The organism is Mesorhizobium sp. M0276 (assembly GCF_040321755.1).
Classification (GTDB): Bacteria; Pseudomonadota; Alphaproteobacteria; order Rhizobiales; family Rhizobiaceae; genus Mesorhizobium.
This window is the reverse complement of sequence record NZ_JAMYSC010000002.1, coordinates 264,321-279,417: the sequence shown is the minus strand read 5'-3', so window position 1 is coordinate 279,417 and position 15,097 is coordinate 264,321. Positions and strand designations below refer to the sequence as shown.

The following is a 15,097-nucleotide window of genomic DNA, read 5'->3' as shown; positions in this document are numbered from 1 at the left end:
CCGCGCATGGTATGCCACGGTGAGAATCCCTTTGCTTGACAAACCCAGCCCCAAAAGAGAAGGCCCGCCCCATTGTCTGGAGCAGGCCCTTTGACTTGCGCGGTACTCAGAACCTTGCCGCTTCGCGAAAGATAATAGCGAATGGTAAACATCGACTGAACGTCCGTGCCGCTTCGGTGGTTTTGGGTTAGGTGCGGGCCCCTGTCCTGTTGCTTGGCGAGATCGGGGCGGCTGATGCCGGCTCAGTGCGACGCTAACTTCGTGCAAATCCCAACAATGCTGCCGCCGCATCGATCACCGCAAGCAGGTTGGCCAACTAAATGTCATCCACTGCAGGGCAAATTCGTTGCTCGCCGGCCGACAAATGCTGGGAGGCACTGCATGCGCGCGCTCGCGCGGACCTGTGGTGAAAGATTGGCGCCCGGCCGCGATTGATCAAAGTTGGGCCTGCGGACCGAGTGTCACCGCTTGCGATCGTAACATTGATGCGATCCGAATTTACTCTTTGGCTCGCGCCCAAGCTGGACGCTCAAGGATGCCGCGTCTTCGCCGATATCCTGACGCTTCAGCCCGGCGACCGGTGGCGCAGGGAAACCTCACGAACGCGAGCCGGATCGCCAGCCAGATCGAAGATGAGCTTTCCACCTCTGCATGGTACCGGAGTAGGAAGATGGGGATCGTCCACTGATGGCTCCGATGAACTGGTAGGCTTGGGTCATCTCACCTTCGACCAAACCGGTGCCGTGAACCCATTCCGAGAACAGGCGAGCCGCGCGTCGGTCCATATGCCGCGAAGGACAGAGAAGCCAACATCCCGAACTTGCTTGCGTCGGACCCGCGGGAGACCGGCACCAGGGGGCCGCGGGCAGGATGTGCAGATTGACAGGCATCAGCGAAGCCCAGGTTCTCAGTCCACAACGCTGCACCCGGGGTGACGAGCGCGACAACCGCGGCGGGGTTAGCCAGCTCACAGTTCAAGTCGATGGCTCAACTGTTGCATGGGGAGAGCTCTTGCTTCTCATTCGCTCCAGGTGCGGACGCGGCGCACGAGCTCGGAAGTTGAGATCCCGTAGCGATCGTGAAGCGTCGGCAGCGCGCCAGCGTCCAGGAACTCGTCGGGCAGGGCGATCTGCCGAAAGACTGGGGCCACTCCCTCCCGCATCAGCAGCGCGGCGACACCTTCGCCCAGCCCACCGACGATGGTGTGGTTCTCCGCCACCACCACCAGCCGTCCCGAACGGCGCGCGGCGGCAAGTATCGTCTCCTTGTCCAGAGGCTTGATCGTCGGAACGTGCAGAACGGCGCAGCCGATCCTGTCGGCTTCAAGCGCCTTCGCGGCCTCCAGCGCGCGCATGGTCATCAGGCCGCTGGAAATGAACAGTACGTCCGCACCCTCGCGCAGCATTCGCGCCTTGCCGATTTCAAATGTATAGTCGTATTCGTCGAGCACGACAGGAACCTTACCGCGCAAAAGCCGCATGTAGACCGGTCCGTTGTAGTCCGCGATCGCCTCCGTAGCCTGTTCGATGTCGAGCGCGTCGCAAGGGTCGATGATCGTCAGGTTCGGCATGCCGCGGAAGATCGCGATGTCCTCTGTCGCCTGGTGGCTGGGGCCATAACCGGTCGTCAGCCCCGGTAAGGCGCAGACGATCTTCACATTGAGTTTCTCCTCGGCGATCGCCATGCAGATGAAATCGTAGGCACGTCGCGATGCGAAGACCGCGTAGGTCGTGGCGAAGGGCGTAAAACCCTCCCGCGCCAGGCCGGCGGCGGCACTCATCAGCACCTGCTCCGCCATGCCCATCTGATAGAAGCGGTCCGGATGCTCCTGTGCGAAGATATGGAGATCGGTGTATTTCGCGAGGTCTGCCGTCAGGCCAACTATTCCGGGCCGCTGATGCGCCAGTCTGGCCAGTGTGTGCCCGAACGGCGCATTGCGTGTCGGTACGCCATCGGGCGCGATCGACGCGATCATCGCCGATGTGGTCTTGCGCTCACCGGCATTGGCGGCGTGGCGCGGTGCGAACTTTGACAACCTCACTGCGGACGTCCCTTTTCCAAAGCTTCGAGCGCCAGCGCCCATTCGTGCGGTTCGACGCGGATGAAATGCGTGATGTCGCGGGTTTCCAGGAACGGCACGCCCTTCGCCATACGGGTATCGCAGACAATGACGCGCGGGCGAGGTTCCTTAAGTTCGCGTGCCTGGTCGAAGGCCACCCGTACCGCTTCGAGGTCGTTACCGTCAACGCGCTGCGCGTGCCAGCCGAAGGCCTCGAACTTGTCGGTCACCGGCTCGGAAGACAGCATGGCCGTCGACGGGCCGTCGGCCTGCTGGTTGTTGAAGTCGACGATGGCAATAAGGTTGTCGAGCTTGTGGTGGGCGGCAGACATCGCTGCTTCCCAGGTCGAGCCTTCACCGAGCTCACCGTCGGACAAGAGATTGTAGACGAAACTATCGCTCTGCTTGCGTTTCAGTCCCAGGCTCATGCCGACGGCAATGCCAAGGCCATGACCGAGCGAGCCCCCGGTGATCTCCATGCCGGGCGTGTATGCCGCCATGCCGGACATCGGCATGCGGCTATCGTCGCTGCCATAGGTCTCGAGTTCTTCCTCCGGAAGAACGCCCGCTTCGATCAGCGCCGCGTAAAGCGCAATCGCATAGTGTCCGATCGATAGCAGGAAGCGATCGCGTCCCTCCCACAACGTGTCCTCCGGCCGGTAACGAAGCGCATGGAAATAGGCGACGGCAAGCACATCGGCGACACCGAGCGCCTGTCCGACGTAACCTTGGCCCTGGACTTGACCCATCCGCACGGCATGTCGCCGGATCCGATAGGCTCGTTCGGCAAGGCTGACATTGCTGCCGGCGCGAGGCATCTCAATCTCTGTTGTCCCCTCAGCCATGGATCAGCATCCCGCCGTTGACGTCGATCACGGCGCCGGTGATGTAGCTGGCCAGATCGGACGCCAGAAAGAGATAGGCGCCGGCGACGTCGCGGGCGTCGCCCAGCCGGCTGAGCGGGATTCCCTTGATGATGTCGGCGCGCATGGTGTCGGTCAGCTTGTCACCGGTGATGTCAGTCTGGATCAGGCCGGGCGTGACACAGTTGATGCGGATGCCGTCGGGTCCGAATTCGCGTGCCATGGCCTTGGCAAGCCCGAGCACGCCTGCCTTGGCAGCCGAATAATGCGGGCCACCGAAGATGCCGCCGCCGCGTTGCGCCGAAACCGACGACATGCAGATGATCGAGCCGCCGCCATTTTCGCGCATATGCGGGATGAAGGCCTGGCTGAGATAGAGGACGCCGCGCAGATTGACATCGAGGATGCGGTCCCAGTCGGCCGGGCCGATGTCCAGTGTCTTTACCGGCTGCGTGATCCCGGCAATGTTGCAGAGCACGTCGACCTTGCCGAAGGCTTCAGTCACTTCCGCAGCAGCCTTCTTGCAGGCATCGAGGTCGGCGACATTGCAGGCGAGGCCAATGTGCTCGGCGCCGAGCGACACGGCTGCGTTGCGGGCTTGCCCTTCATCGAGGTCGAGTATTGCAACGCGCGCCCCGTGCTCCGCCATCAGCGTTGCCGTGGAGCGGCCTATCCCCCGAGGGCTCGCGGCGCCCGAAATAACCACGGCCTTGCCCTTCAGCAACATGTCAAAGTCTCCTGCTGTTTCAACTGTTTCGGCGGATGACCTAGAGCCGGTAGTATCTGGCGGCGTTGTCGTGGAACAACGCGAGCCGCTCCTGGTGCGTGTAGCCTCGCGTGATCTCCTTGAAGGCGTTCACGATGGCGTCGAAGCTCGAGAACAGCTTGTCGACCGGAAAGTTCGTCGCGAACATGCAGCGGCCGACGTCGAAGGTCGCGATAGCCTCTTCGACATAGGGGCGGATCGTCGCCACGGCCCATTTCCAGTCGCCCATGCCCAGGCCCGATATCTTGCACGCGACATTCGGCGCTTGCGCCAACTGGTGCATGCCTTTTTTCCAGGCGCCAAAATGCTCGGGGCCGTCGACCTGCATGCCGGTGTGGTTGAGAATGATCTGGACGTCGGGAAAGTCGCGCGCGAGCTCTAGGAACTCGCCCATTTGTGGGTAGTAGAGCTGCAGGTCGAAACTCAGCCGGCGTTTCGCCAGTTCGCCAAACCCCCGTCGCCATTGTGGCGTCCGGCTCACTTCCGGCCGAGCCTGATAGGTCTTGGCCGGGTCGGGATGGTAATTCATCGACTGCCGGATACCCCTGAAGTTCGGATACTCCATGTGCCGATCGAGAAGGTCGCCCACATCGGGTTTGGATAGGTCGGCATAGCCGACGATGCCGTGGGGGAAGCCCCGTTTATTCGCGATCTCTTGCAGCCAGCGCGTCTCCCCAACCGGATCGCTGGGATCGAACCCCACATCCAGGTGCACCGATTTTACGAGGTTCTGGTTCCTGGCGTCCTCAAGATAGTCATCGAGAAGGTAACTTTTTCGGATTGCTTCGTAGTCACCGAACGCTGACGGCTTAACCCCGTCGGTCAGCCACGGATAGTAATTCGTCTCCAGATCCCACAAATGATGGTGCGGATCGATGAACGGCAGCTCGGCCACAGTCAGGATTCCTTGCTCGAGGTCTGGACCCCCCGGCCAAGCCGGGGGGTCCATTGGGTGGCGGGCAGTTGCTCGGGGGAAAGACGCGGGCGATGACCTTCTTGGCCTCGGGACTGTCAACCTTGTCGGCCGTAACAAGAGGCATGACCAAGGCCAGGTCCTGGGTCACCGGCGCGCCCGTCAGCGCATTGTAGACCTGCTGGGTGCCGTCGATGCCCTGTCCCACCGCCTCCTGGAAGAAGATGCCCTGGATCGCTCCCTTCTTCAGCAGCGCGATCGTGGTTGGCGAGCCGTCGGCGACGGTAATGCCGATCTTGCCGGTCAGCCCCCGGGTCTCGACCACCTTGGCGGCGCCGGTCCCGGCTTCGTCATACATCCCATAGATGGCCTTGACGTCGGGATTGGCGGTCAACAGGTCGTTGGCCTGGGTGACGGCTTCGTTGATGGTTAGGCCCCGGGTCTCCAGCATCTGGACGAGGTCGCAGCCGTCGGCGGCAAACGCCTCCTCGGCGCCCTTGAGGTATTTCTGGGCATTTTCCCGGTCCTGCGGCAGGGACAGCATGCCAACCTTGTTGCCGCCACGCTCCTTGGCGAGCTCGCAGGTGAATTTCCCCTGCGCCTTGCCGGTCTCATAGTTGTTCGCGGTGACCGAGGACGTATAGTTGGTGAGGCCCGGCTGTGGCCCGATGCCAGCAAAGGCGATCGGCACCTTCTGCTTCGCCAAATAGTCGAGCAGCGGCGGTGTCGACGTCGAGCTGACGGGCCCGATCACAATGGCCGAGACACCTTTGGTGACGGCTGTCCTGGCATTGTCCATCTGCTTGGCGGGTGAATTCTCCGACGAATACTCGACATAGTCCATGCCAAGTTCCTTGGCCTTCTCCTTCACGCCGTAGCCGACCCATTGCCAGTATGAGATGTCCAGCGATGGGGCGATGTAGGCTACCGTCTTCTTGTCTTCAGCGTATGAGGCGCTGGTTAGTGCGGCCGCGGCCATTGCCGCAAGCAGGATGGTCTTCATTTTCATCTTGGTTCCTCCCGTTGATGATCTAGATGCGGTTCTTGTTGCTGAAGCGGTCGATCAGAACCGCGAGCAGGATTGCGGCGCCTGTGACGGAGCCTTGCCAGAAGCTGTTCACGCCGATGAGATTCACGCCGTTCTGGATGCAGGTGATCATCAGAGCGCCCAGCACCGCGCCAATGGCACTGCCTGTTCCGCCAAAGAGGCTGGCCCCGCCGATGACGACGGCGGCAATCGCCTGCAGCATAAGGCTGGCCCCTGCCATCGCCTCGGCGTTGAGGATGTAGCTGACGGTCAACAGCCCGGCGAACGAAGCAAGCAGGCTCGATGCGACATAGGCCGCGAACTTGATGCGCAGCACCGGGATGCCGAGCAGCCGGGCTGCAACTGCCGACGAGCCGACGGCATAGAACCAGCGTCCCACCACGACCTTGCGCAGGATGTATTCCAGCACGACCATCAGTATGATGCAGAACAGAAGATGGTTGGGTATGCCGGGAATGATTTCGCCCGAATTCAGGAGCCAGAAATCCGGCGCGCCGATCGGCATCGAACGACCATTGGTGACGATGAAGGCCAGGCTGCCCGCCACCGCGTAGGTGATGAGCGTGACGACGAAAGGCGCGAGCCCGACGACCGTGACCAGAAGCCCATTTATCGAACCAAACACAAGACCGACCGCCAGGCCGGCAGCACTCGCGGTCAGTCCATCAGCGCCACTGGCCATCGCCAGCGCAGTCACCATTCCGGTTAGGGAGAAAATTGAGCCGACGGAAAGATCAATGCCGCCCGTGACCACAACCAGCAAAACTCCGAGTGACATGATGATGAGAGGTGCGGCGGCCTGGATGATGTTTTGGACGTTGCCCATGCTGAGTGCGGCGGGCACGAACATGCCGACGGCCAGCAGCAGGACAACAATTGCCCCGGCAATCGCGGCTTCCGTGCGATAGGATAAAAGAACTGTTGGGACGCGGGACCTGGTGACCCGGCCTTTGTCGTTTGTCGTGGCGCCGTTGGTTGCGTCGGTCATGCCGCCATCCCCGTCAGTTCGGCGAGCCCGCCTTCGGTGTAGCGTTCTTCAGGCAGAAATCCCTTTGGCCGCCCATCGGTGTCGAAGGCGAAAATGGCGTCGCAAAGCTCGAGCAGTTCGACGTTCTCGGTCGACCACCAGATGATGATCGCGCCGGCGTCTGCCATCTCCCGGATCAGGGCGTAGATGTCGTGCTTGGTGCCGATGTCGACGCCTCGGGTCGGCTCTTCCAGCACCACCATTTTGAGCGGCAGTCCAAGCCAGCGTGCGACGAGAAGCTTCTGCTGGTTGCCGCCGGACAGCGAAGCCGGCAGATCCCAGATCGAGCCGGCTTTCAACTTCAGCGCCGAAACGAGATCACGACATTCCTGCCTTTCGGCTGCCGCAACGATGCGCCGCTTCTCGCGCACCCTGCGCGCTGCAAGCACGTTGTCGACGATGGGAAGCTGCGAAAGGATGCCCTTGGTAGCTCGGTCGCCTGAGACGAAGCCGATACCAGCGCGCGCCGCTGCCGCTGGAGACGAAAAGCGGTCCGCAAAACCCTCGCCGGAAAGGCGCCAACCGGCTCCGGGTCCCGCGCCGACAAGGGGAGCTATGAGACCGCTCGGACCCGCGGGTGCGCCGGCCAATCCCAGGATGGTGCCGGACGAAATCGCGATCCTGACGTTGTCTGGACCCAGCAGCTCGATTGGTCCGCCCTGTTGGAGGTCCTTTTGTGCGTTTCGCTGCGTTGCCGGACGCTGCGCGGGTTGTCCCATCTGCCGGACGATCTCGGCGTCGCCAAGCGAGGCAAGGGGCGTTGCATTCGCGATCGTGACGCCATCGCGCAAGATCGTGCAGACATCGCATAGCTCGCGGATTTCCCGCATACGGTGCGAAACAAAGACGATGCCCATGCCTTCCTCGCGCACCAACCGCTTCAATACCGAGAAGAGTTTGGCCGTCTCGCCGGCGGTGAGATTGGCCGTGGGCTCGTCAAGGAGCAGCACTTCGGCTCCGGTGGAAAGGGCACGAGCGATCTCGACGATCTGGCCTTCGTGGAGGGACAATTTGCGTGCTGGCAGATCAATGATCTCTTCGCCGATCGCCGGGTCGATCAGGCGCAGGGCATCAAGCGCAATTTCGCGCATGCGGTGACGGCTGATCTGCGACCAGCCCGACCGCGCATGCACAATGCCGATGTTTTCGGCGACCGACAGCTCGGGCAACAGCGCCAGCTCCTGATGCACCACAGCGATGATCGGACTGACGCGGCCGGCCTTGGACGAGGCAAAGCCAATGTCGCCGGCATCGCGTGAGGTCAGCCCCGTGATGATGCGGATGAGAGTGCTTTTGCCGGCGCCGTTGCCGCCTAGGAGCGCGTGGATTTCGCCAGCCCGAACCTGAAAACTCACCCCCCGAAGGACCTGTGTCGCGCCGTAGTTCTTCTCGACATTGGAAGCTTCGATCAGGAGCTTCCTGCTCAATGCCTGTCCAACTCCCGGCACATTGCCGGCACCCAAGCTTTGGGCTGAACCCGCTTCCATTCTGCATCTCCTCCCGAGACCACCAGATCATGCGACCGATTGACATTCGGCTCAATTCTCGTTTCTTAACATTCTGTGTAGCTGAGCTTAACTGACTAGATCGATGTCAAATCTCAAGTTCAATTCGATGACCCATTTTGAGGCGGTTGCGCGGCTTGGCGGCGTGGCCAAGGCTGCGCAAGAATTGCGGGTGACACCGTCGGCGGTTAGCCAGCAGTTGCGGCTGCTTGAACACCAACTCGGGGTGCGGCTCTTTCAGCGCGAAAAGCGCCATCTCTCCCTGACGATCGACGGCGAACGGCTGTACCAGACCACCACCCAGGCGTTCGAATCTATACGCGAGGTGCGAAACGCCATCGTGCGGCAGCATGAAAGCTCCCAGCTCAGCATTCGCGTCAGTCCTTCTTTTGGCGAGAAGTGGCTGGCGCCTCGATTGGCCGAATTCAGCAAGGACTATCCAAGCTGGAATTTGCGCGTCGACGCCACGCCCAATTTCTCGGACTTCGAAACGGAGGTTATCGATCTGGATCTGCGTTATGGCGACGGCGGCTGGGCCGATCTCTACTCGAACTGCGTCATCAATGACCTGATCCTGCCGATGTGTTCGCCTTCATACCTTGCCGAACTGCGTGCACTTTCGGCCGATCCGCGCGAACAGATTCGCCATGCGAGACTGATCGACAGCGTGAAGGCCTATTTCCGGTGGGATTATTGGCTGCCGCGCAACGGTATCCTGGGGGCCCGCATGACTTATCCCTATCGCTTCGACCGGTCGTCGATGTCTGTCCAGTTGGCGAAGGATGGGGCGGGCGTGGTCCTGGAAAGCACTTCCATCGCATTCGAGGACCTGGCGTCGGGCTCTCTGGTTCCGGTCTCGACCGAGTTCGAGGTTATCGAGTTTCCGGGATACTGGCTGGTCTGTCCTTCGCGGCATATGAACCGACGCGCGGTTCGCCTGTTTTCGGACTGGGTGTCACGCGTTGGTAAGCGCGACACCGATCTGGCTCGCCAGTTTCTGGCAGAAAAGCAACTCCGCATATCGTTCGAACGACGGCCACATTTCGGAGCACGAGATGACAAAGCGGCGCCAATGGCGTGAACAGTTCGGCATTCAAGGCATCGCAATCTTTTCGTCAGATATCAAGAAGACCAATTGTCGAGCCAATCGAATGCAAAACTTCTTCAAGGCTGCAGGATATGAGACCAATCAATGGCGACACGCTTCATTGTCCCGTTGGCCACTGGATTTGAAAACAGCTGAAAGAAAGCCGCCGACCGAGCTCGTTCGCCGACAGAGGCCGGCAGACGCCAAGGAAACTGGCGCTCACGAACTCATGTACCAACCTCCATTGATGTTGATCGTCCGCCCGGTGATATAGCCGTTCCTGGCGAGGTTGACGGCGATGGACGCGACTTCGTTCGGGTTGCCGAAACGACCAACAGGGATCAGCGCTGGTTAGATCGCAGGATTGTTCTTGCACGTCCGTCTCGATCAGAGCCGGAAGCAAGGACATTGGCGTGATGCCTTCCTTGGCTAGCACGTTGGGGTAGTAATGGGCGAGGCGATTGCGATGCCTGCGTTCTGGCACCCTCTCTTGAAGGCCTGGCTGCGAAAGTCGGCGCCGTTGTCAACGTGCAGCGTTTCCGGCAGGCCAGCGACGGGCCATGGTTCGACGATCTCCCGCTCCCTCAGCCATGCGGATTTGTCGAATACCGAATGCAGCAGGCAGAGGCTGGTCGATAACCGGGAGGGCGCTTCCATCGTGAGGTAGAACCCCGACACCATTCGGCTGCAAACATCCATTGCCTGGACCACCGCCGTCGGTCGCGACGCGCTGAACGTTCCAGGCGTTGCCGTGGTCGCTTTCACGATCTTCTTTTCACCGCGCCGCTGGGCGCGCTTCTGGAGGTCGACGTCCTCAAGGCGGGCTTCGATTGTGCGCCGATGCGGCGGCTTGCGGTCGGCCAATATGCAATTCATTTGTACTTTCCGGACCAGCCGCGAAATACTCGTCCGGTTCCGTTTTAGATAGAAGCTCGCGATCGTTGTGCGGATGATCTCTTCCCGCGCCTCGTCGAGGGCGCGATGCCCTTCCGGATGCCCGGGCTTGCGACCGCATCAAGGTGAAGACGCGGGATTTCCGGTAGGAGCTGCAGCGGATATACCATCGTCATATGGCAATCTGGCCCGCATGAGGACGCTTTATCTCTATTGGCGCGGTAGACGGTGAATCCCACAAAGCCGAATAAAACGCATCCGCCCCCAAATGGATCGAGCCTCAGCTGACCCGCCTGGTCGATGATGCGCCCGACGGCCCCGATTGGCTTCACGAAATCAAGTACGACGGATACCGCATGCATGCGCGGATCGACGGCAGCGACATCCGCTTGCTGACCCGCACCGGCCTCGATTGGTCGCATCGCTATCAAGCGATGATAGCGGCCCTGCGCGCGCTCCCGGTGAAAGACGCCTATGTCGACGGAGAGCTGTGCGCCTGTCAGGCTCATGCTGACCCAGTCGCGTCGACACCTAGGGTGACGTCGCGCACGCCATGCGAACGGAATGTGTTTGCTCGAGCGAGCCATGCCAGTCCAGTCGAGCCCGAAGAGCTTTGGTGCTCGCCTCGATCGAACGCCCCAGGAGGTAGCAACCTGGCCCGGCCGACCTCCGAGCCCTCGTTCACGCGCTTTCCGTCGATATAAATGACGTCGCCGATAAGCTCCATCGGCTGGCGTGTGACGTTCTGTCGAGGATCGAGTGAGGAAATCCACTGCCGGTGACGGTTGACGCGGACAAGGTGCGGCTGGTGACCGCCTATGCGCCGCCCGCGCGGAAGAGACCGCTGTTGGATAAGCCGACCTAATCTCTGTCTCATTTCAAACCAGCCACGCGGGCACTCGTCTTGCACCGAAGCAGATGCCGGTTAAGCCCGGTCCCGATCGCGTACTCTGGTCGGGTAGTAGGCCCGTCGGGCTTGAAGGTTGTTGGGGGTCTCACCCGGCGAGTTTCGACCCTGTGCTCGGGTCGAGTCCGCCACCGCTGGCCAGTAGACACCACTGTAGCGCGACGGTCGCATTGACCCCCCTCAAAAGTGCGGCATTAGCACTATCTCACGGATCAGGTTTGGAGGCGAAGAAAATACCGTTTCTCATTGTGGAACGAATTCATCGCTCCGTAATTAAAGAGTAGGTGGTCGATTCTTAGGGATGCGGCCGCCTCTTGCAACAAAAGCCCGTCGCTTGCGCTCATTAGCTGCGACGGGCTTTTCCCGACTTACGGGAAAAGCGCCTTTAGGCGACGGTGCTGCACTTTGAGGAGCATCCGGAATGACCAACAAGCCTGGGAAATCAACGAGCGACGCGGTTATTCAGCGCCTGGTCCATGAAACAGGCATTACGGAAGAACAGGCTCGTGACCTTGTCAGCATCTTAGGCATCACGCTTTGGTCATCGCTCGTGAGGGAAGCCCGGTTGCTGAACCGAAGCGTCTAAGAGCCTGAATCAAAAAGAGTGTTTTGATATCAACTTCTTGCGAGCCTGCGGGTGAGCAGGCGAATGTGAGCGACGTATATCCAGGCTTCTGCGGAAGCGAGGGATTTCTCCCAGTCCTTGGCCAGCCTGCGGCATCGCCCCAGCCATGCGAATGTGCGCTCCACGACCCAGCGGCGCGGCAGGACCTCAAAGCCTTTGGCTTTATCCGTCCGCTTGACGATCTCCAGGGTGAACGTGCCGATCTTTTGCATCGCGCCCTTAAGCTTCGGTCCGGCATATCCGCCGTCGGCGAAGACGTGTCGCAGCCACGGCCAGCGTTCGAGAATGGTCTTGAGGGCAGCCGGTGCGCCGTCCCGGTCCTGGATATCAGCGGCGTGGACGACGAGACCGACCATCAGGCCGATGGTGTCGACAACGATGTGACGCTTGCGCCCGTTGATCTTCTTTCCCGCGTCGAAGCCACGAATTCCGCCGCTTTCCGTGGTCTTGACCGATTGGCTGTCGATCACGCCCGCCGTCGGGCTCGCTTCCCGACCCTCAGCCTCGCGCGCCGCCATGACGAGGCTGTTGCTGATGGTCCGCAACAAGCCCGCCTCACGCCAGCGATAGAAGTACTTCTGCACCGTTGAAAAGGGTGGGAAGTCTTTCGGCAGCAATCGCCACGCGCCGCCCGACGAGGCGAGGTAAAGAAGTGCGTTCACGACCTCGCGCAGGTCTGTCTTGCGCGGCCGGCCGATGCGGCTCGCCGACGGCATCATTGGCGCAATCAGCACCCACTCTGCATCGGTCAGATCGCTTGCGTAGCGGGCGCAACGCCGCTCATAATGCGCACGGGTGATTTCAGTCCAGGCCATCGTGATCTCCATCGAATCTCGCAAATCCGACGGAATCACAACCTGCTGAAATCACTCAACTCTTTTTGGAACGGACACTAAGAGGCAAGAGCCGCTGCCTGTATGGCCCCGCCCGGTCCTTGCAGAGAGACCTTCAAAGAGCTTGTTCAATCGATGGCTGAAGCAACCCTTAGCACCCCTTCTGTGGTCGTTTTCATTTGACCAGGCGCAGCTGTCTTGGCGTCGCCGTCCTGCTGCCCGGGCGCCGCCTGCTTTGCGCTACCAGTCTGCTGGCCAGGTGCACAGTTCTTTGCAGAGTTTGGATTGGTCGACTTGGTACAAACCCGGAATGTCGCCCCCCGACACGAGGTGTCTCGACATTCTCTCGTTCCCACCTGGCGAAAGCGAACTCACGAGCCATTTTGAACTCACGAGCCATTTTGAACGAGACAGTTCTAACGAGACAAATATTGCGGCAAGATCGACGCGGATAGCGGCCGGGGCTTTGGTGGTGTTGGCTTGCATGCTGACCTCCAGGAGATGTTTGGCGACTTCACTCTGGCAGAGCGCTGGTCGCCTTCCATCCCCATAGGATCTTCATGGAAGCGGACTTGCGGCTTCGAGGACGATGCCCGCCGGCGCGCTCAGCACGCCGATGTTGGAGAGTTCGGGCATCAGAGTTTCCTGCTTGCCGGTGCGTGCCTCATTTCGGCTGCGCCCGCGCCTGCTCGATCAGCTTCTTCATCGTCTCGAGATTGGTGGCGCCGGGAAAGATCTGGTCGCCGACGACGAAACCCGGTGTTCCCGTGATCCTCAATGCCTGCGCCAGCTCGGCGTTGCGGTCGATCAGCGCCTGGATTTCGGGTTGCTGCATGTCGCTCTTCATGCGCGCCACGTCGAGGCCGGCCTCGGCGGCGATCTTCAGCACGATAGCCTCGGTCACCCTCGTCCTGGCGTCGAACAGCGCCTTGTGGAATTGGCTGTATTTACCTTGCTTCTGGGCCGCCAGCGCCGCCTTGGCCGCGAATACCGAATCCGGACCGAGGATGGGGAATTCCTTGTAGACGATCTTGAGCTGAGGATCGTCGGCCGCAGCCTGTGCCATGACCGGCGCCATCTGGCGGCAATAGGGGCAGTTGTAGTCGAAGAATTCGACCATGGTGACGTCGCCTTGCGCATTGCCGCCGACCGGGCTCTGCTTGTCGCGGAAGATGTCGTCCGCGCGCGAGGTGAGCACCGCCTTTGCCTCGGCCGCCTCCGCCTCGCGCTGGCGCGCATCCAGACTTTGCAGCGCCTGCATGAGAACCTCGGGATGCGCAATGATGTAGTCGTGCACGCGCTGGTCGAACTGATCCTGGGACATTTCGCCGGCAGCCATCGCCGATCGCCCGGCGCCCTGAACGTCTGGATTGAGCAGGAACCATCCCGTCACGCCGGCAACGAGAAGGGCGCGGGCAATCAAGCCGCCATATCGATTTGCCTGTTTCATGTGCGTCTCTCCTAGTTGTCCGTTGAGGCTGCCTGGTGTCGGCATGCCGTCGGCGAAACTTGCGTCAAAAGAAGTTCTTCAATTTCGTCAGCCAGCCTTCGTCCTGTACTCCGCCTTCTTCCCGGTCATGGTGCGGACGCTCGACGCCGTTGGTGAGCGCGTTGATGAAGGTGACGAGATTGACCGGCGCGAAATCCAGGCCGTGAAAATTCCCCCGCCAGCGGCCCTCCTTGTCGATGACATGAGTGACGATGCCGTGCGCCTGGATGCCGTCGTCCGTCTTGGTGAACTTGTGGCCGAAGGCTTCCGCCAGGTTACGGGTCGTATCCTCCGGCTGATCCTGGGTCGTGGTCAGGAACAGCCAGTTGACCGGGTCGAGCCCGTGCGTCGGTCCGTAGTTGCGCAGCACGTCCGGCGTGTCTCGCGTCGGGTCGGTCGTTATGCTCACGAAGGTGACCTGATCTTTCATCGGCGTGCCGTTCACCATCTTCTGGATCTCGGCGACCTTCTCGGCGTGCAGGGGGCACACGTCTGTGCACGATGTGTAGATGAAGTGGAGGACGACGACCTTGCCGCGCAGATCGGCCAGTCGAACGACGCGTCCATCGGCGGTGCGCAGGGTGAAATCAGGCGTTGGCTTGTCGATCTGCTGGAAATACTTTTCGTCGCTTTTGAGCAGAGCGTCGACATCATCCAGCGAATGCGCCTGCGCGCCGTGGACATGGCCGAAGATAACCGCTGCCAGCGCGATCAAGCCGCGCAGCAGCCACGCGCCCAAAACCGAGGAAGGCGCTTGCGGCTCGGCTTGGATCTGGACGAGCATCAGCCGTTGCCTTTCATCGTGCCATCCGCGTCCGCTTTCGGGCGGTGTCGGTTGTGCAGGCGCGGCCGGTCATCCGGTTCATGCATAGACCAAGTGCGCACATGGCGACGCAAGGCAGGACGCTGATCAGCAGCGGCGCAATGCCTGCCGCGACCAGCCATGTCCAGTTGAAGGCGATGCCGCCTACAACGACGGCTGCACCGGCTGCGATCAGGCCGCGGCGGCGGGCGAGCGTGCGGCGGATGCTGGAGCCGGGCGAGGCCTCGTTGGCTTGTGTCAATTCCGTGGTGGTCATTG

16 protein-coding genes and 1 pseudogene are annotated in these 15,097 nt (G+C 61.1%); 4 read left to right on the top strand and 13 right to left on the bottom strand.

The annotated features are described in order from the left end of the window. Positions 1-1,018 precede the first annotated feature (1,018 nt). The 7 genes from NKJ01_RS03020 to NKJ01_RS02990 are packed head-to-tail and all read right to left on the bottom strand — an operon-like array spanning position 1,019 to position 8,163. Entirely contained in the window at positions 1,019-2,041 is a 1,023-nt protein-coding gene (locus tag NKJ01_RS03020) for a transketolase family protein (RefSeq protein WP_502905845.1), read from the bottom strand. Continuing rightward, complete coding sequence (locus NKJ01_RS03015) at positions 2,038-2,877, bottom strand: transketolase (protein ID WP_352726041.1); 840 nt, start codon at positions 2,875-2,877, stop codon at positions 2,038-2,040. Before NKJ01_RS03015 ends, NKJ01_RS03020 begins: the two co-directional genes overlap by 4 nt. 19 nt (positions 2,878-2,896) lie before the next feature. Then, on the bottom strand, positions 2,897-3,649 hold the full coding sequence (locus tag NKJ01_RS03010) for an SDR family NAD(P)-dependent oxidoreductase (RefSeq protein WP_352725934.1): 753 nt from the start codon (positions 3,647-3,649) through the stop codon (positions 2,897-2,899). Positions 3,650-3,689: 40 nt separating this feature from the next. Then, a complete protein-coding gene (locus NKJ01_RS03005) occupies positions 3,690-4,583 on the bottom strand; it encodes an amidohydrolase family protein (RefSeq protein WP_352725933.1) in 894 nt (297 codons plus the stop codon). Next, positions 4,498-5,604, bottom strand: a complete 1,107-nt coding sequence (locus NKJ01_RS03000) for a substrate-binding domain-containing protein (RefSeq protein WP_502905850.1) — start codon at positions 5,602-5,604, stop codon at positions 4,498-4,500. Before NKJ01_RS03000 ends, NKJ01_RS03005 begins: the two co-directional genes overlap by 86 nt. 28 nt (positions 5,605-5,632) lie before the next feature. Further along, positions 5,633-6,637, bottom strand: a complete 1,005-nt coding sequence (locus tag NKJ01_RS02995; RefSeq protein ID WP_352725930.1) for an ABC transporter permease — start codon at positions 6,635-6,637, stop codon at positions 5,633-5,635. After that, on the bottom strand, positions 6,634-8,163 hold the full coding sequence (locus tag NKJ01_RS02990; RefSeq protein WP_352725928.1) for an ATP-binding cassette domain-containing protein: 1,530 nt from the start codon (positions 8,161-8,163) through the stop codon (positions 6,634-6,636). Before NKJ01_RS02990 ends, NKJ01_RS02995 begins: the two co-directional genes overlap by 4 nt. Positions 8,164-8,266: 103 nt before the next feature. Here NKJ01_RS02990 and NKJ01_RS02985 point away from each other — a divergent pair, with 103 nt between their 5' ends. Both NKJ01_RS02985 and NKJ01_RS02980 read left to right on the top strand, forming a co-directional pair. Continuing rightward, positions 8,267-9,262, top strand: coding sequence for a LysR substrate-binding domain-containing protein (locus NKJ01_RS02985; RefSeq protein WP_352725926.1), 996 nt, complete (start codon positions 8,267-8,269; stop codon positions 9,260-9,262). Then, positions 9,237-9,542 carry a hypothetical protein gene (locus NKJ01_RS02980; protein ID WP_352725924.1) on the top strand — a complete coding sequence of 102 codons (306 nt, stop codon included), beginning with the start codon at positions 9,237-9,239 and terminating at the stop codon, positions 9,540-9,542. The genes NKJ01_RS02985 and NKJ01_RS02980 overlap by 26 nt, the downstream gene beginning before the upstream one ends. A gap of 155 nt (positions 9,543-9,697) precedes the next feature. On the opposite strand, the gene NKJ01_RS02975 is transcribed toward NKJ01_RS02980, so the two are convergent. Further along, positions 9,698-10,132, bottom strand: coding sequence for a TnsB C-terminal domain-containing protein (locus NKJ01_RS02975; RefSeq protein WP_352725923.1), 435 nt, complete (start codon positions 10,130-10,132; stop codon positions 9,698-9,700). Between the two features lie 302 nt (positions 10,133-10,434). On the opposite strand from NKJ01_RS02975, the gene NKJ01_RS02970 reads away from it, so the two are divergent. Together NKJ01_RS02970 and NKJ01_RS02965 are read left to right on the top strand one after the other, a co-directional pair. Beyond that, the gene (locus NKJ01_RS02970) at positions 10,435-10,866 is read left to right on the top strand and encodes an ATP-dependent DNA ligase (RefSeq protein WP_352726039.1); all 432 of its coding nucleotides are present in this window, start codon (positions 10,435-10,437) and stop codon (positions 10,864-10,866) included. 624 nt (positions 10,867-11,490) lie between these two features. Next, positions 11,491-11,655: a hypothetical protein gene (locus NKJ01_RS02965; RefSeq protein ID WP_352725921.1), complete on the top strand. Its 165-nt coding sequence runs from the start codon at positions 11,491-11,493 to the stop codon at positions 11,653-11,655. Positions 11,656-11,684: 29 nt separating this feature from the next. Here NKJ01_RS02965 and NKJ01_RS02960 read toward each other — a convergent pair whose 3' ends face one another. The 5 genes and pseudogenes from NKJ01_RS02960 to NKJ01_RS02945 all read right to left on the bottom strand — a co-directional run bounded on the left by NKJ01_RS02960 (position 11,685) and on the right by NKJ01_RS02945 (position 15,095). Next, complete coding sequence (locus NKJ01_RS02960) at positions 11,685-12,509, bottom strand: IS5 family transposase (protein WP_352458936.1); 825 nt, start codon at positions 12,507-12,509, stop codon at positions 11,685-11,687. Between the two features lie 318 nt (positions 12,510-12,827). Beyond that, positions 12,828-13,013: pseudogene (locus tag NKJ01_RS36380) on the bottom strand (IS110 family transposase); the annotation flags it as partial. 178 nt (positions 13,014-13,191) lie between these two features. Beyond that, positions 13,192-13,977 (bottom strand): DsbA family protein, encoded by a 786-nt coding sequence (locus tag NKJ01_RS02955; RefSeq protein WP_352725919.1) that lies wholly within the window; start codon positions 13,975-13,977, stop codon positions 13,192-13,194. Between the two features lie 64 nt (positions 13,978-14,041). Further along, the gene (locus NKJ01_RS02950; protein WP_352725917.1) at positions 14,042-14,800 is read right to left on the bottom strand and encodes an SCO family protein; all 759 of its coding nucleotides are present in this window, start codon (positions 14,798-14,800) and stop codon (positions 14,042-14,044) included. Between the two features lie 13 nt (positions 14,801-14,813). Then, positions 14,814-15,095, bottom strand: a complete 282-nt coding sequence (locus NKJ01_RS02945) for a hypothetical protein (protein WP_352725915.1) — start codon at positions 15,093-15,095, stop codon at positions 14,814-14,816. Between the last annotated feature and the right edge of the window lie 2 nt (positions 15,096-15,097).